Source organism: Streptomyces sp. NPDC008001 (assembly GCF_042958085.1).
Classification (GTDB): Bacteria; Actinomycetota; Actinomycetes; order Streptomycetales; family Streptomycetaceae; genus Streptomyces.
Genome location: NZ_JBIBIZ010000011.1, coordinates 291232 through 314882, shown reverse-complemented (window position 1 = coordinate 314882; position 23651 = coordinate 291232). Strand labels below are relative to the sequence as shown.

Below are 23651 nucleotides of genomic sequence, written 5' to 3'. Positions count from 1 at the left end.
CCGGTTCCCGGCTGCCGGTCCTCCTGCCGCCTACGACCCGAGGATCGTGGTCAGGAACTCCCCGGTCCACGCCAGCAGCTCCCGGCCGACCAGCGGCTTGCCGCCGATCTGGCGCGTCGCCGGGCGGGGCACCAGCACCTGCTTCGTGGCCGGCTTCATGACCGTGCGCGGGTAGAGCCGCTTGAGCCGCAGCTCCTGGGACTCGCGCAGCTCCACCGGGCCGAAGCGGACGTTGGAGCCCTGGAGGGTGATGTCGGCGACCCCGCAGGCCCGGGCCAGCATCCGCAGGCCCGCCACCAGCAGCAGGTTCTCCACGGGCTCCGGCAGCTTGCCGTAGCGGTCGGTGAGCTCCTCGCGGACGGCGCGGATGTCCTCCTCGCTGTTCGCGGAGGCGATGGCGCGGTAGGCCTGCAGGCGCAGGCGCTCGCCGGGGGCGTAGTCGTGCGGGACGTGCGCGTCCACCGGCAGCTCGATCTTGACTTCGAGCGGCGCCTCGGGCTGCTCCTCGCCGCCCTCGACCGACGCCCGGTAGTCCGCGACGGCCTCGCCGACCATGCGGATGTAGAGGTCGAAGCCGACGCCCGCGATGTGGCCGGACTGCTCGCCGCCGAGGAGGTTGCCCGCGCCGCGGATCTCCAGGTCCTTCATGGCGACGTACATGCCGGCGCCCATCTCCGTGTGCTGGGCGATGGTGGCGAGCCGCTCGTGGGCGGTCTCGGTCAGCGGCTTCTCCGGCGGGTAGAGGAAGTAGGCGTAGCCGCGCTCGCGGCTGCGGCCGACGCGGCCCCGCAGCTGGTGCAGCTGCGACAACCCGAAGTTGTCGCCCCGCTCCACGATCAGCGTGTTCGCGTTGGAGATGTCGATGCCGGACTCGACGATCGTGGTCGAGACCAGGACGTCGAACTTCTTCTCCCAGAAGTCGACGACGACCTGCTCCAGCTGGCTCTCGCCCATCTGGCCGTGCGCGGTGCGGATCCGCGCCTCGGGGACGATCTCGCTCAGCCGCGCGGCCGCCCGGTCGATGGACTCGACCCGGTTGTGGATGTAGAAGACCTGGCCCTCGCGCAGCAGCTCGCGGCGGATCGCGGCGCCGATCTGCTTCTGGTCGTACGGCCCGACGAAGGTGAGCACCGGGTGGCGCTCCTCCGGCGGGGTGGTGATGGTCGACATCTCGCGGATGCCGGTGACGGCCATCTCCAGGGTGCGCGGGATGGGGGTGGCGGACATCGTCAGGACGTCGACGTTCGCCCGCAGCTTCTTCAGCTGCTCCTTGTGCTCGACGCCGAAGCGCTGCTCCTCGTCGACGATGACCAGGCCCAGGTCCTTGAACTTCGTCTCGGACGAGAAGAGGCGGTGCGTGCCGATGACGATGTCGACCGACCCGTCGCGCAGGCCCTCCAGGACGGCCTTGGCCTCGGCGTCCGACTGGAAGCGGGACAGGGCCTTGGTGACCACGGGGAACTGGGCGTAGCGCTCGGAGAACGTGCCGAAGTGCTGCTGCACCAGCAGCGTGGTCGGCACGAGCACCGCCACCTGCTTGCCGTCCTGCACGGCCTTGAAGGCGGCGCGGACCGCGATCTCCGTCTTGCCGTAGCCGACGTCGCCGCAGATCAGGCGGTCCATGGGGACGGACTTCTCCATGTCCTCCTTGACCTCGGCGATGGTGGTGAGCTGGTCGGGCGTCTCCGCGTACGGGAAGGCATCCTCCAGCTCGCGCTGCCAGGGGGTGTCGGGGCCGAAGGAGTGGCCGGGGGCGGCCATCCGCGCCGAATACAGCTTGATCAGGTCGGCGGCGATCTCCTTGACGGCCTTCTTGGCGCGCGCCTTGGTCTTCGTCCAGTCCGCGCCGCCGAGGCGGTGCAGGCTGGGGGCCTCGCCGCCGACGTACTTGGTGACCTGCTCCAGCTGGTCGGTCGGGATGTAGAGGCGGTCGCCGGGCTGGCCGCGCTTGGCGGGGGCGTACTCCACCAGGAGGTACTCGCGGGTGGCGCCCTGGACGGTGCGCTGCACCATCTCGATGTAGCGGCCGACGCCGTGCTGCTCGTGGACGATGTAGTCGCCGGCCTGGAGCGTCAGCGGGTCGATGGTCTTGCGGCGGCGGGCCGGCATCCGGCCCATGTCCTTGCTGACGGACTTCTGCCCGGACAGGTCCGTCTCCGTGAGGACGGCGACCTTCAGGCCCGGGTGCACGAAGCCGTTGTCGAGGCTGCCGCAGGAGACGTGGACGACGGACGGCGACAGGCCGTCGACGTCCGCGTCGAGGCGGGCGGCGATGCCCTCGCCGCCGAGGACCTCGACCGTACGGGCCGCGGGGCCGTGGCCCTCGGTGACGAAGACGGTGCGCCAGCCGTCGGCGAGCCAGCCCTTGGTGTCGGCGAGGGCGCGGGCGGTGTCGCCGCGGTAGGACTCGGGGGCGTGCATGCCGAGCTTGAGCGTGTCGCCGTCCAGGTCCTCGCCGGCGGCGAACGGGCTCACCGACCACCACATCTGGCCGAGCTCGCGGGCCCGGTCGCGGACGTCCGCGATGCCCCACAGGGAGGCCGCGTTCACGTCGATGGGGGCCTCGCCGCCGCCGGCCGTGGCCGCCCAGGACGCCTGCAGGAACTCCTGGCTGGTGGCCACGAGGTCCGCGGCGCGGGTCCGCACCCGCTCCGGGTCGCACACGACCGTCATCGCGCGCGCCGGCAGCACGTCCAGCAGCAGCTCCATCTCGTCCACCAGGACCGGGGCGAGGGACTCCATGCCCTCCACCGCGATGCCCTCGGCGATCTTGGAGAGGAGCTCGCCGAGCTCCGGGTGCTCCTCGGCCAGGGCCGCCGCCCGCTGCCGCACGTCCTCGGTCAGCAGCAGCTCGCGGCAGGGCGGCGCCCACAGGCCGTGCTCGGCGACCTCCAGCGAGCGCTGGTCGGCGACCTTGAAGTAACGGATCTCCTCGACCTCGTCGCCCCAGAACTCGACCCGGAGCGGGTGCTCCTCGGTCGGCGGGAAGACGTCGAGGATGCCGCCGCGAACGGCGAACTCGCCGCGCTTCTCGACCAGTTCGACACGGGCGTACGCGGCGGCCGCCAGGGCGTCCACGACCTCCTCGAGGTCGGCGCTCTGCCCGCCGCGCAGGCTGACCGGCTCCAGGTCCCCGAGCCCCTTGACCTGCGGCTGCAGCACGGACCGGACGGGCGCGACGACGACGCTCACCGGGCCCGCCGCGGGGTCGTCCGCGCTCGGGTGCGCGAGGCGGCGCAGCACGGCCAGGCGGCGGCCGACGGTGTCCGAGCGGGGCGAGAGGCGCTCGTGGGGCAGCGTCTCCCAGGCCGGGTACTCCACGATCCCGTCCGGCGGCAGCAGGGAGCGCAGGGCCGCAGCGAGGTCCTCGGCCTCGCGGCCGGTGGCCGTCACGGCCAGCACGGGGCGCCCGGCATCACGGGCGAGCGCGGCGACGGCGAAGGGCCGGGCGGCGGGCGGGCCGACGAGGTCGACGTGCGGGCGGTTGCCGTCGGCCGCGGCCTTCACCGCTTCGGCGAGCGCCGGATCATGGACGACGGCGTCGAGCAGACCGTGCAGGCTCATGGAGGCTTTTTCCGTCCCGGGGTGGCAAGGATGGCGACAGTTACGACAAGGGGTGACAACGCGAACGGCCCGACACGTGTCACGGGCCGGGTGAGCCCCAGCCTACGACGCTGCGCCGACATTCGCGGCCCGACGGTTCCGGGCCCCCGGGGCGCCTACGACCGGGCCGGTCAGAGCGGCCAGGCGGTGATCTGGACGATGTGCAGACGCTGCTGCCGCACGACGGTCAGAGGGCCGCCGCGGCCCGGACGAGCTCGTCGGCGCGTTCTTCCGCCCGTGCCACGAAGGCGAGGTTCGGCGTCTCGCCGATGACATGCCGGGCATCAGGGTCGTACTCCCGGCCCCGGTCACCCATCGCGGGCGGCGCGGAGGTCGTCGCGGGCCTGGCGACCTTCGCCCTGGCCATGTCCATGATCTGCCGGATCTCGTCCATCGCGGCCCGCCACGCCGGATCGTCCTTGTCGAGGGACTGCGGCAACCGGGTGGTCGAGCGTGGCCGTCCCGGCAGCATCGAGCCCCCACTGCCGCCCCACGTGGCGCACCGGGTCTCGTACCGGATCAAGCGGCAGGCGGTGATCTGCGGCGAGCGGCCGACCCCGCTGACCGCGCCGGACGGTGAGCGCACAAAGGCCCGGCCCGGACACGCACCCCCGTGGCGCGTCCGGGCCGGGCCTCCTTCGGGGGCCGGGGGCGCGGGCCGGAGCCCGTTGCCGCCGGTCCCCTCGCAGGGGCAGCAGCCTGCTAGTCCGTCGCGATCGCGTTCAGGACGTTCATCCGTCCCGCCCGGAACGCCGGGACCAGCGCGGCGAGCAGGCCCACCACAGCCGAGCCGAGGAAGACCACGGTGATCGTCGGCCAGGGGATGTCCAGGACGCCGAGGCCCTGGAGGGCCAGGAGCTTCTGGGCCGTGGTGCCCCACGCCATGCCCAGGCCGAGGCCGAGCAGGGCGCCGAAGAGGGCGATGACGACCGACTCCAGGCGGATCATGCGCCGCATCTGGCGGCGCGAGAGGCCGATCGCCCGCAGCAGGCCGATCTCGCGGGTGCGCTCGACGACCGACAGGGCCAGGGTGTTCACGACGCCCAGCACCGCGACGATGATCGCGAGGGCCAGCAGGCCGTAGATCATGTTGAGCAGCTGGCCGACCTGGTCCTGGATGAGCTTCTTGTAGTCGGACTGGTCGCGGACCTTGACCTGCGGGTACTGCTCGACGGACGCCTTGAGCGCGGTCGCGGCCTCCTTCGTCCCGCCGTCGGCGGCCTTGGCGAAGAGCATGAAGTCCAGCGGCATCCTGTCCGCGGGGAGGTGGCTCCGCGCGGTGGCGATGTTCGTGTACATCGCGCCCTGGTCGATGCTGGTGTCGTCCGAGGTGACGGCCTTGACCGTGAGCTCGGCCGGGCGGCCGCCGGCCATGGTGACCTTCAGCCGGTCGCCCGGCTTGATGCCGTGGTCCTTGGCGAAGCCCTCCGGCACGGACATGGCGTCCTTGCCGTAGGCGTCCTTGAGGCTGCCCTTGACCGTCTCCGCGCGCACGTCGTCCGCGTAGGTGGGGCTGACCGCGGAGAGCCGCTGGGTGGCCGTCTTGCCGTCCGGCGTGGTGATCTTCGCGCTGACCATCGCGTACTCGGTGACGTGCGCGACGTGACCGGCGGAGGTGACGGCCTTGACCACGGCCGGGCTCAGCGGCTGCTGGTTCTCGGACTGGACGATGAAGTCCGCGCCCACCGACTTGTCGAGCTGGTCCGTGGCCGAGGCGACCATCGAGGAGCCCACCACCGACAGGGCGGCGACCAGCGCGAGGCCGATCATCAGGGCGGAGGCGGTGGCACCCGTACGCCGCGGGTTGCGCAGCGCGTTGCGCTCGGCGAGCCGGCCGACGGGCCCGAAGACCCGCAGCACGATCGCGCTGATCACGCGGACGACGAAGCCGGCCAGCAGCGGTCCGACGACGATGAAGCCGATGAGGGTGAGCAGCACGCCCATGGCGAGCATGCCCGAGCCCGCCGCGGCGTCGCCCGCCTGCGCGGTGGCGACCAGCGCCAGCCCGCCCAGGGCGGTCAGCACCAGGCCGATGGCGGCGCGCACCTTGCCGGCCTTGCCGTCCGCCGGGGTGCCGGCGTCGCGCAGGGCGGCCATCGGGGAGATCCGGGTGGCCTTGACGGCGGGCAGGCAGGCGGCCAGCACGGTGACGAGCACGCCGATGAGCAGGCCCACGACCGGTGTGGTGGCCTTGATCGTGAGGTCGCCCATGTCGAGCTTCATGCCCATGGAGCCCATGACCTTCATCAGGCCCACGGCGAGGGCGACGCCGCCGCCGATGCCCAGCACCGAGCCGACGACGCCGAGCAGCAGCGCCTCGGTCAGCACCGACCGGAGGATCTGCGGGCGGCCGGCGCCGATGGCCCGCATCAGGCCGATCTCCCGGGTGCGCTGGGCGACCAGCATGGAGAAGGTGTTGACGATGAGGAAGATGCCCACGAGGACGGCAATGCCGGCGAAGCCCAGCAGCGCGTACTTCATGACGTCGAGGAAGGAACCGACGTCCTTCTTGTTCTCCTCCTTGGACTCGGCCGCGGTCCGCACCGCATAGTCGCCGGCGGAGGAGCCGAGGACGGCGGTGACGCGCTCCTTGAGCTGCTCGTTGCTGACACCGGACGCGGCGGTCAGCCCGTAGCTGCTGAAGGCGTCCGCGCTGCCGAGCAGCTTCGCCTGTGCGGTCGCGGTGTCGAAGTAGAGGAGGGCCGCGCCGGGGTTGGTGGTCTTGTACGTGGCGATGCCGACGACGCTCACGGTGAAGTCGCCGGGGACGGCGATGACGCGGAGCTTGTCGCCCGTCCTCACGCCGTGCTTGTCGGCGGTGTCGGAGTCGAGGACGGCCTCGGCCGGGCCGTGCGGGGCGTGGCCGCTGGTGATCTCGACGGACTTCTTCTGGCTCTCGTCCCAGTTGGTGCCCACGGTGGGGGCGCCGGAGGTGGGGCTGAGGCTCTTGTTCTTCCCGTTCACGACGGTCAGCTGCATGCTGGTGACGTGCGGCTCGACCTTGGCGACGCCGTCGACCTTCGCCAGCTTCCCCTGCAGGGCGGCGGGAAGGGCCTGCGGCTTGCCGGTCTCCCGGGCGTCGTCGTCCTTCTTGGGGGCGACGGACACGTCGGAGGCGACGTTCGCGAAGAGCTTGTCGAACGTGGCGTTCATGGTGTCGGTGAAGACGAGCGTGCCGCACACGAACGCCACCGACAGCAGGACCGCGACGGCGGAGAGCGCCATGCGGCCCTTGTGCGCGAGGAAGTTGCGCAGGGAGGTCTTGAGAACGGTCACGACACCCGTCCACGCGCGTCGAAGTTCTTCATCCGCTCCAGGACCGCGTCGGCGGTCGGGCTGTACATCTCGTCCACGATCCGGCCGTCGGCCAGGTACAGCACGCGGTCGGCGTAGGAGGCGGCCACGGGGTCGTGGGTGACCATGACGATGGTCTGGCCCAGCTCGTCCACGGAGCGGCGCAGGAAGCCCAGCACCTCGGCGCCGGCGCGCGAGTCGAGGTTTCCGGTCGGCTCGTCCCCGAAGATGATCTCGGGGCGGGCGGCGAGGGCGCGGGCCACGGCGACGCGCTGCTGCTGGCCGCCGGAGAGCTGGTTGGGCCGGTGCTTGAGGCGCCCGGCGAGGCCGACGGTCTCCACGACGCGATCGAGCCAGGCCCGGTCCGGCTTGCGGCCGGCGATGTCCATGGGGAGCGTGATGTTTTCGAGCGCGTTGAGCGTCGGGAGCAGGTTGAAGGCCTGGAAGATGAAGCCGATGCGGTCGCGGCGGAGCCGGGTGAGCTTCTTGTCCTTGAGGCCGGTTATCTCGGTCTCGTCGATGAAGATCTGCCCGGAGGTGACGGTGTCCAGACCCGCCAGGCAGTGCATCAGGGTCGACTTACCGGAGCCGGAGGGGCCCATGATGGCCGTGAACTGCCCGCGGGCGATGTCCACGTCCACCTGGTCGAGGGCGGTGACCCTGGTCTCGCCGGCCCCGTAGGCCTTCACGACCTGGCGGGCCCTCGCCGCGACGGCCGCATGCCCTCCACTGCCCCCGGTCTTGGGAATCGATACAGCCGTTGTCACGGTGGGTCTCCTAGGTGTTCATTGCTCGTGCGGTCCACAGCCTGCCCGGATGCGGGGGCCTGGGCGATGGTGCTCGTCCGTGTATCCGAGGTGGGGTAAGCCCCACCACCGCTCTGCGGCCGACATCGAAAAGGCTAGGCAGCGGGGTGTCCCCGCTCCTCCCCCTGCGGTACGAACCGGGTGGCCCGGACGAGCAGGAGAAAGCCAGGAACGACCCCTAGGGGATGACGGGCCGGCGGGCCCGCCGGTCTCGGGGTTCGAACGGGCCCGAGTCTGCACCCTGCCGCTGCGTCAGGCGCAAATGAGACCCTGACCGACGCATGCGTGCAAGGGGAAACGATCTCCGGGGAGGCGGCATGGACGGGAGCGGGGGACGGGGACCGGGCATAGGCGGGGGCGGAGCGGCGGGCGGGGCAGACGGGATTGCGGGCACAGGCGACGCCGGCGCGACCGGCGCGGCGAACGGGGCGGACGGGGCTGCGGGAGGCGCGGCCCGGCCGGCTGCGGGAGGCGCGGCCCGGCCGGCTGCGGGAGGCCGGGGCCCGTACCCGCGTGGACTGGCCGGGCGCGCTGGGCGTCTTCGCCAGTGGCGGGCTGCTGATCTGCGCGCTGGTGCGGGGAGGTACGGCCCGGCCCTGGTTCTCGGCGCCTTCCCTCGCGCTGTTCGCGGGCAGCGCCGCGTGCGCGGGCGCGACGGCCGCCGTCGAGCGCCGGGCCGCCGCGCCGGTGCTGCCCGGCTGGGTCTGGCGCCGGCCCGCGATCCGGTCCGTCAACCTCGCCATGGGCGCTCGGCCTGCTGATGATCGCGCCGACCGTCTTCCTGCCGACGTACGCCCAGGCCGTCCTGGGCCTCGGCCCGATCGCCGCCGGGTCGGTCCTCTCCGCGATGACGCTGAGCCGGCCCGTATCCGCCACCCTCAGCAACCGCGTCCACCAGCGCACCGGCATCCACACCTGCGCCGCCACCGGCATCGCGCTGGGCGGAGCGGGGCACGGTCACCGCCTCGGTGCTGTTCTGCCGGCAGGTGGGGCAGAGCGTGGGGGCGGCGCTCTTCGGGGCCGTCGCCAACGCCACGCTCACCGCCCGCCTCGCGGACGCCCCGGCCGCCGTGCGCCCCGGGCTGCCCACGGACCTCGACTCCGTCTCGCGCGCCCTGGAACACGCGGGAGGCGCGGGACACGCGGGACCTGCCGGAGCCGCGGATTCCTCCCTCACCGCGGAAGCGGCCGGATATCTGCGGCAGGCCGTCTCGGCGGCCGTCGACCACGTCTGTCTGGGGGCCGCCTGCGCGGCATGGCCGGCACTGCTCGCCCTACTGACGCTCGCGCCACGGCAGTTCCCCGTGCACACGGGGGACACCCCTGCAGAACTCGCCTCGGACAAATGTCAGGAAAGGGGCAAAAGGGCGGGAGTTGAGGGGGAACGAAGGGCGAATAATACGTGAAGCCGCCCCCCGGGCAAGACAATTGGGGCCACAGGGAATTAGTGTTCGGTGTCATGGTCGAGGGGGGACGTCGTGCACCCCTTCGCACAGGCCGCAGGTCTCCGAAGGAAGCAGCATCGTGAAGATACTCCCTACGCGCGCTGCCAGCGTCTCCCGGCAGGGTCTGTGCACGGCCCTGCTCGTGGCCAGTCTCACGGCCGCGGTCGGCGCCAGTCCGCCGCACAACACGGCGGATGCGGGCGATCCCGCGAAGGACCCGAAGAACCCGCAGGGCATGCCGCACGGCACCCCCAACCTCTCGCTCCCCGACCTCAGACCCAAGGGCCCCGCCGGTCTCCCCGGCGCGCAGGGCGGCGGCAAGGAAGGCGCCAAGGACAGCGCCACGGGCATCCCCTCGATCGCGCTGGACGCCTACCGCAAGGCCGCGCAGCGCGCCGCGGCCGACATGCCGGGCTGCCACATGCCGTGGGAGCTCATAGCCGGCATCGGCAAGGTGGAGACCGAGCACGCCACCTTCAGCGGCACGCGTCTGACCGCCGACGGCACGACGGACAAGCCGATCCTCGGGCCGCCGCTGGACGGCAAAGACTTCGCGCTGGTCAGGGACACCGACGGCGGCGCGCTCGACGGCGACAAGGTCTACGACGAGGCCGTCGGCCCCACGCAGTTCCTGCCGTCCACCTGGGCGTCCTACGGCGCCGACGGCAACGGCGACGGCAAGAAGGACCCCAACAACATCTACGACGCCGCGCTCGGCACCGCCAAGTACTTGTGCGCGGGCGGCAAGGACATGAACCGGGCGGGGGATCTCGACAAGGCGATCCTCAGCTACAACAACGCGCGCTCGTACGTGGACGCCGTCACGGCGTGGATGCGGGCGTACCAGGAGGGCAACGTGTCCTCCCTGCCCGACCTTCCGGCGGTGCCGGGTGGCAACGCGCCGTCCGGGCGGCCGAATCCGGCGGGGCCGGGCGGGACCGGTGGGTCGCAGCCCTCGCAGCCGGTGCAGCCGCCCCGGTCGTCGAAGCCGGTGCCGCCGTCGTCCGGCGGGTCGGCGCGGCCGGCGCCCGCCAAGCCGGGTACGCCCGGGAAGCCGAGCGAACCGCCCGCCAAGCCGGGCACGCCGCCGGACAAGCCCGGCGGGGGCGACCACGGGGGCGACAAGCCCACGCCTCCCACGCCGCCCGCGCAGGCGAGCCGCCTGGACCGGGTCGGCGACGGCAAGGCCTGGGAGACGACCGCCGGCGAGACGTTCAAGGAACGGGCACAGGTCCTGGTCAAGGACAAGTCCGGGAAGCCGGTGGCGGGAGCGCGCGTACGGTTCGTGCTGAGCGGCGCCGGAGCGGCCTTCACGGACGCCTCCACGGAGCTGACCGTCACCACGGGCAAGGACGGCACGGCCACGGCGCTGCCGGTCGTGGCCCAGCCCAGGATCGGCAAGGTCACGGTGACGGCGACGGTCGTCGGGCGCGAACGGGAAGTGCCGGCCGTGGCGTTCACGGGCATGGTGTCCGTGCGGGAGGCCGACCGGGTCGTCGTCATCGGTGATCCGGCCCTGAAGGCCGACCCCAATGGCTCGTTCGCCGACCGGTTCGCGGTCAAGGTGCTGACGAAGGACGGCAAGGACGTCGTCGGTTCGGCCATCACCGCCACGGTCACCAAGGCCGACTGCAAGACGCCCGCCACCGAGGGCTGCACGGGCGTCGGTCCCTACTTCAAGGGCCCCGACGGCAAGCGGACGTGGCGGCTGGAGGCCGGGACGACGGACAAGGACGGCGTCCTCACGCTTCCGGCGCTGCTGACGGACGGGCACTCCGGTGACTACGCCCTGACCGTGACGACGGCGGACGGCAAGGTCCACACCTTCCGCCTGACGGTGAAGGCCCCGACGACTACGCCTTCGCCTTCGGCGCCGGCGCCGAAGGCGTAGCGCGGCAGCCTGTACGGCACCGCCGGAATCCGCCGTCGTGGTTACGCGCCGCGGCGGCGGATTCAGGGACGCCGGCTGCGCCCGGCGGTGCCCGGCCCGCCGTACGCGTACGTGGCCGGGTTAATCCCCCGCCCCCAGGTCCTCCGCCACCGGCTTGCCCGTGAGGGCGGCCAGGCTGTGGCGGACGTGGGCCATGTGGGCGCGGAGCTCCTCGCGGCGCTCCTCGTGCTCGCGGAGGTTCCGCTCCATGTCGCGGACGATCCTCTCCTCCCGCACCCGCGCCTGCGCGATCAGCGCCGCCCCCTGCGCCTCCGCGTCCTCCTGGCCGTGCCGCGCCGCCTCCTCCGCCTCCGCGTAGCGGCGCTGCGCCTCGGCCAGCGTGTTGCGGGCGTACTCCTCCATCGCGGCGATGCGCGTGTCGAGCGCGGCCTCGCGCTCGGCGATCTCGCGCCCCGCCGCCTCCCACCGCTCCGCGTGGTCCTTCTCCTGCTCGGCGAGCGCCGCCGCCGTCCGCTCGCGCATCTCCGACAGCGCCGCCGCCGCGTCCTCGCGGCGCTGCTTGGCGTCCCGCCGGGCGACGGCGATGACGTCGTCGGCCACGGTCTCGGCCGCGGCGAGCGCCTGCCGCGCCCACTCCTCGGCCTCGGCCCGTACCGCCGTGGCCTCGTGGTGGGCGGCGTCCCGGACCGCCCGGCCGTGCGCCTCCGCCGCCTCCGTCATCCCGGCGGCGGCCGCCTCGGCCCGCTCCCGCAGGCCGGCCGCCTCGGCCTGGGCCGTGAAGAGCAGGCCCTGCGCCCGCTGGCCGAGCGACTCGTACGTCTGCGGCGGGAGCTGCGCCACGACCTGTCCGAGCCGCTGGGCCTCCTCCTCCATCTCGCGCGCGAGGACCGTCAGCCGCGCCACCCGCTCCCAGGCCGCGTCCCGCCGGCGCGCGAACTCGGCGAGAGCGCGATCCACCTGCTCGGGCCGGTAACCCCGGCCCCGTACGACGGCGAAACCGTCGGGAGACACCGATGCACTCATCCTTGAAGCCCCTTATATCCCGGATGTCCGGTATGTGACGCAGTCTGGCGCACATCATCCCTGGACCACGGGAAGTGCCGATGACGCGACACTCCGCCCGCTTCTTCTGTCAAGGATGCGCCAACCTACGACACGGGGCGCCCGACCCTCATCCCGGATCGGGCGCCCCGCGCCGTCGGCACCCAGCCCGTTCCGTCAGAACAGGCCGTCCCACATCTGCTCCAGGAGCACCGACCACCAGTTCTCCGGCGAGGACAAGGCGGCCGTGTCCAGCGCCATCAGCTGTTCCTGGAAATCCACCGTCCAGCGGCCCGCCTGCTCGGGCGTCAACCCGTAGCGCCACCGCCACATCTTCCCGAGCAGCGCCAAAGAGCGAACGAACTGAGGCAGGCTCGTGTTGACGAACTGCGGCGGAACGGACGAACCGCCCGGCCCCGCCTCCAGCGGCACCGCCACGATGTGCGCCGTGCCGTACTGCACGCACAGCTGCTTGCCGAAGTCCGTGCCCATCACGAGGTACGAGCCCGCGTCCGGCGCCGGCTGCACCCGCCGCTCCGCCGCCAGCTCCGCCAGCGTCGGCACCGGCCGGCCCGGCTGCGCCTGGCCCCAGAAGAACGGCCCGCAGTCCACGGGCACACCGGCCCACACCAGCGTCTGCGCGACGATGTCGGGCACGCCCTGGCGCGACACCGCGCGCTGCTCGAACCGGAACACGCCCTGCGGGCCGAACGACTCGGCCAGCTCCCGGGCGATCACGTCCGGGCCGACCGGAGGCGCCTGCGGCACCTGGCCGGGGTGCGGCAGCGGCACCCGGTTCGGCGCGGGACGGGCGGGGCCGTCCGCGACCTGGTGCAGCTCGCCCTGATGCGCTATCAGATGCCGGACGCCCTGCTGGCGCGTGGCGTGGTCGCGGCCGTACGCGGCGGTGTGACTCACCGTCGCCTGCGGCCAGTTGTCGCGCACCATGCGGGCGCAGTAGCCGCCCGGGCCGTCGCAGGACTCCAACTCCGTGTGGAGCTCCAGCACCTGCTCGCGCGGCACGTTCAGCGCCATCAGCTCGTGCAGGATCTGCCACTCGGGGTGCGGCGTGCCCGGCGCGCTGCGGCGGATGATCTGCTGCTCGGAACCGTCGTGCGCACGGTAGCGCAGGACGGCCATGTAGCCCGGGCCGACGGTCGGCAGGCCGCCGGGGGCCTGCGGGTAGCCGTACGCGGGGGCGGCGGGCGCCTGCGGCGCGGCCGGGCCCTGCGGGGCCGGGGGCATGCCGGGCGTGCCCGGGCTCGCGAGCATCGTGGCGGCGTGGTGCACGCCGCCGGGGCCCGCGGGCGGCGGGGTGCCCGGCCGGCCGGGGGCCGCGGGGGGCCGGCCCGGCGCGCCGGGAGCACCCGGAGCCCCGGGAGCGGCCGGGGCGGCGGGCACCGCCGGGCCGCCGGGCGCGCTCGCGAGCATGGTCGCCGCGTGGTGCACCCCACCGGGACCGGCCGGCGGCGCGGGCGCGGCGGGGGCTGCCGGCGCGGCGGGCGGACCGGGCGGTACGGGTGCGCCGGGGGCGGCCGGTGCGGGGCCGGGCATGCCCGGGGTGCCGGGGGTGGCCAGCATCGTCGCGGCGTAGGCCGCGCCGCCGCCGGGACCGGCAGGGGCGCCGGGAGCCGCGGGCGGGGCGGGCGGCGCGGGGACGCCGGCGCCCTGCGGCTGCCCCGGAGCTCCCGGAGCACCGGGAGTACCGGGGGCGGCGGGCGGCGGTACGGGCGCACCCGGGCGGCCCGGGGCCGCGGGCGGCGGGACCGGAGCCCCGGCAGGTGCCGCGGGCGGCGGTACGGGGGCGCCCGCGGGTGCCGACGGAGCGTCAAGAGCGGGCGCGATGGTCGTCTTCGGCAGCGCACTGCCCGCCGCCATCAGCGCCGTCTTCGCCTCGGGGCCGACGCCCGGAGGCGGCGTGTCGTCCTCGTCCGTCCCCGACAGGGCCGGTGCCAGCACCGTGGCCGGCAGACCGACCGAGCGTTCGTCGTCCTCGTCCGCGGTGTGCGTGTCGGCCGCGGCCCACGGGGTCGCCTCCGGCGCGGGTCCGGCGGGCGGTGCGGGGGGCGTGACCGGCGCCGCGGGCGCGGGAGGCGCGGGTGCCGGCGGCGGCACCGGGCCGCCGTGCGACGCGTCCGAGGACGCGCCGGATCCGGCGGAAGCGCCGGGGGCCGCACCGGCAGGCGCACCCGTAGAGGCGTCGTCGGATGCCGAAGGCCCGCCGGCGGCCCCAGCCGCGAACGCACCGCCGGACGGCCCGGAACCCCAGCCGGCAGGCACACCCGGGACACCAGCGGAAGACGAGTCCGCGGACGCACCGGCGTCGGCAGGCACACCGGCCGACGAGCCGTCGGACGACCCGGAATCCCAGCCCGCGGGCGCACCCGAAGCACCACCGGTCGACGCACCCGCAAGCGCGCCGCCCTGCGCACCGGCCGACGCGCTCGCGTCGCCGCCCGCAGGCGCACCGGCCGACGAACCCGAAGCGCCGGAAGCGCCCGCCGCAGCCCCGCCCGTAGGCGAGCCGGCAGCCGATCCCGCACCGTCGGCCCCGCCGGCGGTCCCGGCCGCAAACGCACTGTCAGGCGCGCCCGGCTCCCAGCCCGCAGGCACACCGGCGCCCGAGGCGCCGCCCGCAGCCACGCCGGAAGGCGGTCCCGCCGGCACTCCCCTGCCCAGCGATCCCCCGCCGGACGCCGGCCCCGTCCTGCGGTCCGGGATGCCCATCGCGTCCGCCGCGTCCTGCAGCCACTGCGGTGGGCTCAGCAGGAACGACGTCGCGTTCAGGTCCAGCCGTTTCGGCGGGGTGTCCGACGGTTCCGGTTCCTCCACGGTCACGGCCCCGTACTCCTCTTCGTAGCGCCGGATCACCTCACCCACCGGCAGCCCCGGCCACAGCGTCGTCTCGCCGCTGTCCCGGGCGATCACCAGCCTGACCCGGCCGCCGTCCGACGTCGGACCTCCCCCAGAGCTGGACGCCTGGGAGGTACCCCCATCGCGGTCCTCGGCCCACACCACGAAGCCCAGGTCGAACTCGCGGACCCGCACCTCCCGGTGCTGGTACGCCGGCACGTCACCGTTGGCCCAGCGCTCACCGCGCTCCTGCGCCTGCGCGAACGTCACCACCGCGCGCTCACCCCTCCACCGGGACGGCATGGGCGAAGCCGCCGTCCACCATCAGGCCGGCCACCGTCTCCAGCTCGGGCGGACCGCCCGCCAGCCGCGACAAAAACACGTCGAAGTCCTCACCACAGGGCAGCAGCAGCCGCTCCACCCGCTCCTGCACCGTCCAGCCGTCCCGGTCGCGCGCGTCGTCGTACGGGCAGAACCAGACCGAACCGATCGCCTCGCCCTTCACCTTGACGGCCAGTACGCCGCCCTGGACGAAGCCCACGCCCAGATAGTCCTTGGTGAAGTGGTCGCGCAGACACTTGTTGACGTAGACGAGGTCGTTCACGGCGGCCTCGTCGCGCACGGTGAAGAACGGCTGGTCGATCAGCAGGCCCAGCTCCGCGTCCAGCGCGGCGCCGACCGGCGCACAGCCGCCCGCCGCCTTGAGGAACGCCCGGTACGCGCCCGGCAGGCGGTAGCCGAGGTCCTCCTCGACGCCCTGCACCTGTTCCTCCGTCACCGCGAGGTCCCGCTGGGGCAGGGCGAAGTGCACCGGGCGGGTCTCCTGCAGGGGGCGCGTGCCGCGCTTCTCCTGGTCCACGGCGGCCGTCGCGAGCCCGCCGTGGTGCCGCAGCAGCGCCTTGACCTCGGCGGGGACCAGCTCCAGCCGGCGGGTGTCCGGGACGTGGTGCCACGTCCAGCCGTGCGGCGTCGCCACCGGCGGCAGGCTGGCCCACAGCTCGTGACCGGCGGCGTGCAGGGCCGCGTTGGCCGACACGTAGTCGGTCAGCCGCAGCTCGTCCACGCCGAAGCCCTCGGGCGGTTCCGCGATCTCCGCGGCCGCTCGCGCGTACGGCGAGAAATCCGGATGGCCCGAGTCGTCCATCCGCACCCCCTTGGGGTAGCGGCCGGCACGTACCGGGTCCGGGAAGTGCACGACCTGCCCGGCGTAGGCCGCATTCGGTGGCGCGGCCTGCTGCCCGAGCCGACCTGTCGTCATGACGGAAGCCCCCTGCTGACTGTGGATCCGAAAGGCCCCGACGAACGCCGCGGTCGCCGCGCGTCACCGGACCCCCGCCCGGGCCACGGGGCGGCCCGGCCGGCCGGTGTCCCCATGGCCGAGAACACCCCGTGCGGCACAGCCTATGCGGTACCGCAAGACGGGGGCCCCGCCCAGGTCGGAGCACCCGCCCCCGGGCCGGGCCGGCGGGCGTCCGTCACGCCCCGTGAGCACCCTCCCGCCGGTGCGGCCGCGCCCCCACCTGCCTGACCATCCGACACATGAACATCACACGGCACCCGCCCAACCCTGACCTGACTTCCACACCTGCCGTCCCGTTTGGCAGGCTGATCCCCGCAACAGGGGGATTGCCGGGAGGGAAGAACCACCATGCACACGACTCAGGACCGACCGCCCGCCGACGACCACGGCACGGCGGCCTCCGGTGACCCCCGGCTCACCTGGAGCACCGAGGACACCGACCGGCCCCCCGCCCTGCTGCACCGCCGCGACGGCATCCTGCCCGCCGTGGCCGCCGCCCTGTCCGTCCGCGGCGAGACGCTGACCTGCACCGGCGGCAAGGCTGACGTACCGCCGGCGCTGCACCCGCTCGTCCAGGACTTCCTCGACACGCTCACCAGCGACCGGCGCGAGCGCTTCACCGGCCGGTGCCCGGAGGCACTGCTGCTCACCCGTTTCCTCACCGCCCACGAGAACGGCCGCAGCAAACGTGCCGCCCGGAAACCGCTCACCCACGGCGAGGCCCGGCGCGCCCTCAAGCACGCCAAGCTCACCGCCCGGCACATCCGCGAGGACGGCGACCCGCGGCACGGCGACTACGCCCCGCCCTGCCGCTCCTGCACGGCGCTGCTGACGCACTTCGGCGTGCGCAGCGTCGACCTCGCCGCGCCCGCCAAGGCCGCCACCACCAAGAGCAAGGGCTGACCTCATGCGCGCCTTCGACCGCACCGCGGCCACCCGTTTCCCCACCGCCGTGGACGCCGCCCTGCGCGAAGCCGGGTGGCAGCCCGGCCGCTGGGACATCAAGGCCGCCGAGAACTGGGCCGACGCCCTGCGCGCCCACACCTCCCCGGCCGGCCACCGGCACACCGTCTTCCCGGCCGCCGTCGAGGCGTGGGCGGAGTTCGGCGGCCTGCACATCACGGGGACCGGCGCGGGCCGGCACATCGCTCCGACGCCCTTCCACATCGACCCGCTGCACGGGCTCCACCTCGCGCGCACCGTCGCCGACCTGGGGCGCGCCCTGGGCGCCGACGTGTGCCCGCTCGGGCAGGAGGCGGACGGGCAGGCGCTGCTCGCCATCGACGCCCTCGGCCGGGTCTACAGCCTCGACCACACCGGCGACTGGTACCTCGGCTCGGACATCGACCACGCCATCGGCACGCTCGTCAGCGGGACCCGCCCGTCCCGGCTGTCGGCCGGTACGGGACGCCGCTGACGGCCGCCCCGTACCGCGCCCGCCGCGACCCGCCCCGCTGACCGGAGCAACGCGAACCGGCCAAAAGCCGGGCGAGAACCGGCCGAATCCCGGCGGGGGCACCGGCCGGCTCCGGGGCGGCGGGAAGCGCACCCGCCCGGAACGGGCGAGCGCCCGCGCTCCGCCCTACGCCCCCGTGCTCCCGGCGCCCGCTTCCACCGCCGCCGGGATGACCGCCGACACCCGGAAACCCCCCGCGTCCGTGGCCCCGGACACGAACACGCCGCCCAGCGCCGAGACCCGCTCCCGCATCCCGACCAGGCCGTTGCCCCCGCTCGGCAGGCCCGGAGCGGCGGCACCGCCCTCCGACGGGCCGTTCTCCACCTGCAGCGCCACTTCCTCCGCGCGGTGCGCCACGCGCACGACGGCCTTCGCCCCCGGCGCGTGCTTGTGTACGTTGGTCAGCGCTTCCTGCACCACGCGGTACGCCGTGCTCTCCACCCGTGCGCCGTACGAACGCTCCTCGCCCTCCACGGCCAGCTCGACGGCCATCCCGGCCGCCCGCGACTGCCCGACGAGGTCCTCCAGACCGTCCAGACACGGACCGTCACCGGACGGCGACCCGCCGCCCGCGAGGCCGGCCGCGCCGGGCCCGCCCGCGCCCACGCCCGCGGACACCCGCGCCGAGGCCGCCGCGGCGACCTCCGCCAAGCGCCGCGAGTCGGCCGCCGAGGCCGCCTCCGGCACGGACTCCTCCGAGGACGTCCGCAGCACGCCGAGCATCTCGCGCAGCTCGGTCAGCGCCTGCCGGCCCATGTCCCCGACCAGGCCCGCGTTCCGCGAGGCCTTCTCGGGGTCCTTCAGGGCCACGGCCTGCAGCGCCGCCGCGTGGACCACCATCAGCGACACCCGGTGCGCCACGACGTCGTGCATCTCGCGCGCGATGCGCGTGCGCTCCTCGTTGCGCGCCCAGACCGCACGTTCCTCGGCCCGCTCCGCGAGCAGCGACAGCTCGCGCTCCAGGCCGTCCGCGCGCTCCCGCAGGCTCTCGACCAGCCGGCGCCGCGCGCCCACGTACAGGCCCGTCAGCACGGGGGGCGCGGTGAGCCCCAGCGCCACCAGGGCGGAGAAGAACAGCGTCGCCCACAGGTCCGGCGGGCCGCCGTCCTCGGCCACGTTCTGGTGGAACTTCGCCAGGGTGACCGCGAACGTGCCCGCCACGGACACCGCGGCGAGGATCACCGTCAGCCGGCGGGGCGCGTCCGAGGCGGCCAGCGTGTACAGACCGACGATCCCGAGCAGGAACCCCAGCTCGGCCGGGGTGATCGCGATCCCCAGCAGGACGACGGCCACCGGCCACCGGCGCCGGAAGATCAGCGTGGCGCCGGTGAGCAGCCCCACCAGGGCCACGGGCGCCACCGGTATCCGGTGCTCGCCCGCGAAGGCCGCGCCCTCCGCCGCGCACTCCAGTGCGGACACCAGCGCCAGCACGACGTCGAACACCATGCTCCGCCGCCGCGTCCACCACCAAGGCCCGTCCGGCGCGCCGCGCGCGCCCGCCCCCGCGTTTGCCCCCGTTGTGGTCATACCACCCAGACTACGGAAGCCCGCCACGCCTTTTCCCGTGCGCGCGGCAGCACGGGACCGGCTTCGGTAGACCGGAATAACACACTTCTCCCTCGAACTGGTGAATGCACCGCAGTTTCGCCTTATGAGCTGACATGTATCGCAAGGCTGTACGCATGGTCCAAGCGAAGACAGAGCTGCAGCAGCGGGCCCGCGAGCTGCGGCGAGCGGGCAGGACGTACGACGAGATCGTGGCGGAGCTGGGGGTGTCGAAGAGCTCGGTGTCACTGTGGGTGAGGGATCTACCGAAGCCGCAGAAGACGCCGGAGCAGATGCATGCGATGCAGGAGGCGCGGTGGGCGCCGCACCGGCAGCGCCAGGCGATCGTCCGGCAGCAGGACAGGCTCAGCGCCGCTCATGAGATCGGCCGCATGACCGACCGCGAGCTGTTTCTCGTGGGGGTCGGCCTCTACTGGTCCGAGGGGGCGAAGAGCAAGCCGCACAGGCTCAGCGAGAGAGCCACCTTCATCAACAGCGATCCGGACATGATCCAGGTCTATCTCGCCTGGCTGGCACTCCTTGGCGTGGAGCCCGGGCGGATTCAGTACCGCGTCATGATTCACGAGAACGCCGACATCGGGCAGGCGGAGCAATTCTGGGCCGACCTGGCGGGGATCGATGTCGCCGGTCTGAAGAAGACGACCCTCAAGAAGCACAACCCGAAGACCGTCCGCAAGAACGCGGGCGAGGGCTATCGCGGCTGCCTCGTCGTCGACGTCCGCGGAAGCGCCGACCTATACCGTCGCATCGAGGGCTGGTGGTACGGCATAGTGGTGGGGGCCAAAGCGACGATCTAAGCGATTGTCCTTTTTGGCCTAGTTTGCCATCCGCCGTAGTGTAATTGGCAGCACGGGAGCTTTTGGTGCTCTTCGGTCCGGGTTCGAGTCCTGGCGGCGGAGCTGCAGGTTCGAATCCATCGGGTCCTGACCGCCCAGGTCAGGACCCTTGCGCGTTTCCCCCCTCTTACGCCCCGGTATCCTGCGGGTGTCCACCCCCTCGAAGCCGAAGGGCACACCCGTGAGCGCCAACCGCCCGGCAGCCGTCGTCGTCCTCGCAGCGGGTGAGGGCACCCGCATGAAGTCGGCGACCCCCAAGGTCCTGCACGCCATCTGCGGCCGCTCCCTCGTCGGGCACGTCGTCGCCGCCTCCCGCGAGCTGGACCCCGAGCACCTCGTCGTGATCGTCGGGCACGCCCGCGAGCAGGTCTCCGCCCACCTCGCGGAGATCGACCCCGAGGTCCGCACGGCCGTGCAGTACGAGCAGAACGGCACCGGCCACGCGGTGCGCATGGGGCTCGAGGAGCTGTCGAACAGCGGGATCACGCTCGATGGGACCGTGGTCGTCGTCTGCGGCGACACCCCGCTGCTCACCGGCGCGACGCTGAAGAAGCTGAGCGAGGCCCACGCCGCCGACGGCAACGCCGTGACGGTGCTCACCGCCGAGGTCCCCGACTCCACCGGCTACGGGCGCATCGTCCGCGACGACAGCGGCGCCGTCACCGCGATCGTCGAGCACAAGGACGCCACGGACGCCCAGCGCGAGATCCGCGAGATCAACTCCGGGGTCTTCGCGTTCGACGCCCAGCTGCTGACGGACGCGCTCGGCAAGGTCCGCACGGACAACAGCCAGGGCGAGGAGTACCTGACGGACGTCCTGGGCATCCTGCGCGAGGCCGGCCACCGGGTGGGCGCGGCCGTCGCGGACGACCACCGCGAGATCCTCGGCATCAACAACCGCGTCCAGCTCGCCGAGGCCCGCAAGCTCCTCAACGAGCGGCTGCTGCACGCGGCGATGATGAGCGGCGTCACCGTCGTGGACCCGGCGTCGACCTGGATCGACGTCACCGTCACCGTCGAGCCCGACGCGCTCGTCCACCCCGGCACCCAGCTGACCGGTGCCACCAGCCTGGCCACCGGCTGCGAGGTCGGGCCGAACACGCGCCTGACGGACACCGCCGTCGGCGCCGGCGCCCGCGTCGACAACACCGTCGCGGACTCGGCCGTGATCGGCGAGGGCGCCACCGTCGGCCCCTTCGCCTACCTGCGCCCGGGCACCCGGCTCGGCGCCAAGTCGAAGGCCGGCGCGTACGTCGAGATGAAGAACGCCGAGATCGGCGAGGGCACCAAGGTGCCGCACCTGTCCTACGTCGGTGACGCGACGATCGGCGAGTACAGCAACATCGGCGCGGCGAGCGTCTTCGTGAACTACGACGGTGTGAACAAGCACCACACCACGATCGGCTCGCACTGCCGTACCGGATCGGACAACATGTTTGTGGCTCCGGTCACGATCGGGGACGGCGCGTACACCGCCGCCGGCTCGGTCATCACCAAGGATGTGCCCCCGGGTTCGCTGGCCGTCGCACGTGGACAGCAGCGGAATATCGAGGGCTGGGTGGCACGTAAGCGCCCGGGAAGCGCAGCCGCACAGGCCGCTTCCGCCGCTCGCCGGGAGACCGACGGCGAGCAGTGACCGTGACACGGGTGCGCCGTGCGGGGCGTACCGTGATAAGCGCACACAAAGCGACATCCAAGGAGACTGTGCTGTGACCGGGATCAAGACGACCGGCGAGAAGAAGCTGATGCTCTTCTCCGGCCGCGCCCACCCCGAGCTTGCCGAGGAGGTCGCGCACCAGCTGGGCGTCGGCCTGGTCCCGACCAAGGCATTCGACTTCGCCAACGGCGAGATCTACGTCCGCTTCCAGGAGTCCGCCCGTGGCGCGGACTGCTTCCTGATGCAGAGCCACACGGCTCCCATCAACAAGTGGGTCATGGAGCAGCTGATCATGATCGACGCGCTGAAGCGCGCGTCGGCCCGCTCCATCACCGTGGTCGTGCCGTTCTACGGCTATGCCCGCCAGGACAAGAAGCACCGCGGCCGCGAGCCGATCTCGGCCCGCCTGATCGCCGACCTGTTCAAGACGGCCGGCGCGGACCGGATCCTCACGGTCGACCTGCACACGGACCAGATCCAGGGCTTCTTCGACGGCCCGGTCGACCACCTCTTCGCGCTGCCGATCCTCGCCGACTACGTGGGCGCCAAGGTCGACCGCGACAAGCTGACCGTCGTCTCCCCGGACGCCGGCCGCGTGCGCGTCGCCGACCGCTGGTGCGACCGCCTCGGCGCGCCGCTGGCGATCGTCCACAAGCGCCGCGACAAGGACGTCGCCAACCAGGTCACGGTGCACGAGGTCGTCGGTGACGTGAAGGGCCGCGTCTGCGTCCTGGTCGACGACATGATCGACACCGGTGGCACGATCTGCGCCGCCGCCGACGCCCTCTTCGCCAACGGTGCCGAGGACGTCATCGTGACGGCCACGCACGGCGTGCTCTCCGGCCCGGCCGCGGACCGCCTGAAGAACTCCAAGGTGAGCGAGTTCGTCTTCACCAACACCCTGCCGACGCCGGGTGAGCTGGAGCTCGACAAGATCACGGTGCTGTCGATCGCCCCGACCATCGCGCGCGCCGTGCGCGAGGTCTTCGAGGACGGCTCGGTGACGAGCCTCTTCGAGGAGCAGTGAGCCTCGCAAAAACGATCAGTCTCTGATCGCGGTCTCTGATCGATTTCTTGGCGGCCTCCCCCGCCGGGTACACTCCCTGAGTTGCTCGGCGAGGGAGGCCGCACTCATGTGCGGCGGTCCGTTATCGACGCGCTCTTCGTAGCAGGTCCGTACGAGGCCGGGTAACGGTCCACCGGTAAACCGCTCACGAGGAGTGCACCATGGCTGAGATCAAGATCCCCGCCCAGGTCCGTGCCGAGTTCGGCAAGGGCGCCGCCCGCCGCATCCGCCGCGCCAACCAGGTTCCCGCCGTCATCTACGGCCACGGTGCCGAGCCGGTCCACGTCACCCTGCCGGGCCACGACCTGATGATGGCTCTGAAGACCCCGAACGTCCTGCTGTCCCTGGACATCGAGGGCCGCGACGAGCTCGTCATCCCCAAGGCCGTCCAGCGTGACGCCCTCAAGGGCTTCCTGGAGCACGTCGACCTGCTGGTCGTCTCGCGCGGCGAGACCGTCACGGTCGAGATCCCGGTCCAGACCGAGGGCGAGCTGGCCCCCGGCGGCAACCTCCTCGAGCACACCCTGACCGCCCTGCCGGTCGAGGCCGAGGCCACCCACATCCCCGAGGCCGTCACCGTCTCCGTCGCGGGCCTTGAGGCCGGCGCCTCCGTCCTGGCCAAGGACATCACCCTGCCGGCCGGCGTCTCCCTCGCCGTCGACGCCGACACCGTGGTCCTGCACGTCGTCGCCGGCCAGGCCGCCCCGGCCGACGACGCCGAGGGCACCGAGGCCTGATCCTCGCCGCACCCGGCTTTTCTTTCCGACCGCCGTCCCGCTCCCCGGAGTGGGGCGGCGGTCGGGCTATGTGCGGTTGGCTACGGTTGACGGTGAAGGA

15 protein-coding genes, 1 tRNA gene and 1 pseudogene are annotated in these 23651 nt (G+C 73.1%); 9 read left to right on the top strand and 8 right to left on the bottom strand.

The genetic code is table 11. The features are described 5' to 3' along the window. Positions 1–30: 30 nt before the first annotated feature. The 4 genes from mfd to ACFZCD_RS29605 form a co-directional block, all read right to left on the bottom strand. Positions 31–3564: a transcription-repair coupling factor gene (gene mfd / locus ACFZCD_RS29620; RefSeq protein WP_391836121.1), complete on the bottom strand. Its 3534-nt coding sequence runs from the start codon at positions 3562–3564 to the stop codon at positions 31–33. A gap of 226 nt (positions 3565–3790) precedes the next feature. After that, positions 3791–4126 carry a hypothetical protein gene (locus ACFZCD_RS29615; protein WP_391836120.1) on the bottom strand — a complete coding sequence of 112 codons (336 nt, stop codon included), beginning with the start codon at positions 4124–4126 and terminating at the stop codon, positions 3791–3793. A gap of 179 nt (positions 4127–4305) precedes the next feature. Next, positions 4306–6879 carry an ABC transporter permease gene (locus tag ACFZCD_RS29610; RefSeq protein ID WP_391836119.1) on the bottom strand — a complete coding sequence of 858 codons (2574 nt, stop codon included), beginning with the start codon at positions 6877–6879 and terminating at the stop codon, positions 4306–4308. After that, positions 6876–7664, bottom strand: coding sequence for an ABC transporter ATP-binding protein (locus ACFZCD_RS29605; RefSeq protein WP_391836118.1), 789 nt, complete (start codon positions 7662–7664; stop codon positions 6876–6878). Before ACFZCD_RS29605 ends, ACFZCD_RS29610 begins: the two co-directional genes overlap by 4 nt. Before the next feature lie 528 nt (positions 7665–8192). Between ACFZCD_RS29605 and ACFZCD_RS29600 the strand changes: the two are divergent. After that, positions 8193–9109: pseudogene (locus ACFZCD_RS29600) on the top strand (MFS transporter); the annotation flags it as partial. A gap of 118 nt (positions 9110–9227) precedes the next feature. After that, positions 9228–11039, top strand: coding sequence for a lytic murein transglycosylase (locus ACFZCD_RS29595; protein WP_391836117.1), 1812 nt, complete (start codon positions 9228–9230; stop codon positions 11037–11039). A 120-nt stretch (positions 11040–11159) separates the two neighbouring features. On the opposite strand, the gene ACFZCD_RS29590 is transcribed toward ACFZCD_RS29595, so the two are convergent. From ACFZCD_RS29590 to ACFZCD_RS29580, 3 genes are all read right to left on the bottom strand, one after another. Next, positions 11160–12050 carry a cellulose-binding protein gene (locus ACFZCD_RS29590; protein ID WP_391836116.1) on the bottom strand — a complete coding sequence of 297 codons (891 nt, stop codon included), beginning with the start codon at positions 12048–12050 and terminating at the stop codon, positions 11160–11162. Between the two features lie 207 nt (positions 12051–12257). Continuing rightward, positions 12258–15206, bottom strand: coding sequence for an SUKH-4 family immunity protein (locus tag ACFZCD_RS29585; RefSeq protein WP_391836115.1), 2949 nt, complete (start codon positions 15204–15206; stop codon positions 12258–12260). Positions 15207–15213: 7 nt separating this feature from the next. Further along, a complete protein-coding gene (locus tag ACFZCD_RS29580) occupies positions 15214–16191 on the bottom strand; it encodes an HNH endonuclease (RefSeq protein ID WP_391836114.1) in 978 nt (325 codons plus the stop codon). A gap of 390 nt (positions 16192–16581) precedes the next feature. Here ACFZCD_RS29580 and ACFZCD_RS29575 point away from each other — a divergent pair, with 390 nt between their 5' ends. Together ACFZCD_RS29575 and ACFZCD_RS29570 are read left to right on the top strand one after the other, a co-directional pair. Beyond that, the gene (locus ACFZCD_RS29575) at positions 16582–17136 is read left to right on the top strand and encodes a YwqJ-related putative deaminase (RefSeq protein WP_391836113.1); all 555 of its coding nucleotides are present in this window, start codon (positions 16582–16584) and stop codon (positions 17134–17136) included. Positions 17137–17140: 4 nt separating this feature from the next. After that, positions 17141–17650, top strand: a complete 510-nt coding sequence (locus ACFZCD_RS29570) for an SUKH-3 domain-containing protein (protein WP_391836112.1) — start codon at positions 17141–17143, stop codon at positions 17648–17650. 165 nt (positions 17651–17815) lie between these two features. On the opposite strand, the gene ACFZCD_RS29565 is transcribed toward ACFZCD_RS29570, so the two are convergent. Next, positions 17816–19216 carry a sensor histidine kinase gene (locus ACFZCD_RS29565; RefSeq protein ID WP_391836111.1) on the bottom strand — a complete coding sequence of 467 codons (1401 nt, stop codon included), beginning with the start codon at positions 19214–19216 and terminating at the stop codon, positions 17816–17818. A gap of 134 nt (positions 19217–19350) precedes the next feature. Here ACFZCD_RS29565 and ACFZCD_RS29560 point away from each other — a divergent pair, with 134 nt between their 5' ends. The 5 genes from ACFZCD_RS29560 to ACFZCD_RS29540 all read left to right on the top strand — a co-directional run bounded on the left by ACFZCD_RS29560 (position 19351) and on the right by ACFZCD_RS29540 (position 23551). Next, positions 19351–20052 (top strand): hypothetical protein, encoded by a 702-nt coding sequence (locus ACFZCD_RS29560; RefSeq protein ID WP_391836110.1) that lies wholly within the window; start codon positions 19351–19353, stop codon positions 20050–20052. Positions 20053–20081: 29 nt separating this feature from the next. Beyond that, a tRNA-Gln gene (locus ACFZCD_RS29555) sits at positions 20082–20154 on the top strand. Between the two features lie 118 nt (positions 20155–20272). Continuing rightward, positions 20273–21727 (top strand): bifunctional UDP-N-acetylglucosamine diphosphorylase/glucosamine-1-phosphate N-acetyltransferase GlmU, encoded by a 1455-nt coding sequence (gene glmU, locus ACFZCD_RS29550; RefSeq protein ID WP_391836109.1) that lies wholly within the window; start codon positions 20273–20275, stop codon positions 21725–21727. Positions 21728–21800: 73 nt separating this feature from the next. Next, positions 21801–22775, top strand: coding sequence for a ribose-phosphate diphosphokinase (locus tag ACFZCD_RS29545; protein ID WP_391836107.1), 975 nt, complete (start codon positions 21801–21803; stop codon positions 22773–22775). 200 nt (positions 22776–22975) lie between these two features. Continuing rightward, positions 22976–23551, top strand: a complete 576-nt coding sequence (locus ACFZCD_RS29540) for a 50S ribosomal protein L25/general stress protein Ctc (protein ID WP_391836105.1) — start codon at positions 22976–22978, stop codon at positions 23549–23551. Positions 23552–23651: the final 100 nt, after the last annotated feature.

Excerpts from the sequence above, each read along its gene's own strand:
- mfd (WP_391836121.1), bottom strand. The coding sequence starts at position 3,564 with ATGAGCCTGCACGGTCTGCTCGACGCCGTCGTCCATGATCCGGCGCTC.
- ACFZCD_RS29580 (WP_391836114.1), bottom strand. The coding sequence starts at position 16,191 with ATGACGACAGGTCGGCTCGGGCAGCAGGCCGCGCCACCGAATGCGGCC.
- ACFZCD_RS29575 (WP_391836113.1), top strand. The coding sequence starts at position 16,582 with ATGCACACGACTCAGGACCGACCGCCCGCCGACGACCACGGCACGGCG.
- ACFZCD_RS29570 (WP_391836112.1), top strand. The coding sequence starts at position 17,141 with ATGCGCGCCTTCGACCGCACCGCGGCCACCCGTTTCCCCACCGCCGTG.
- ACFZCD_RS29565 (WP_391836111.1), bottom strand. The coding sequence starts at position 19,216 with ATGACCACAACGGGGGCAAACGCGGGGGCGGGCGCGCGCGGCGCGCCG.
- ACFZCD_RS29560 (WP_391836110.1), top strand. The coding sequence starts at position 19,351 with ATGTATCGCAAGGCTGTACGCATGGTCCAAGCGAAGACAGAGCTGCAG.
- ACFZCD_RS29540 (WP_391836105.1), top strand. The coding sequence starts at position 22,976 with ATGGCTGAGATCAAGATCCCCGCCCAGGTCCGTGCCGAGTTCGGCAAG.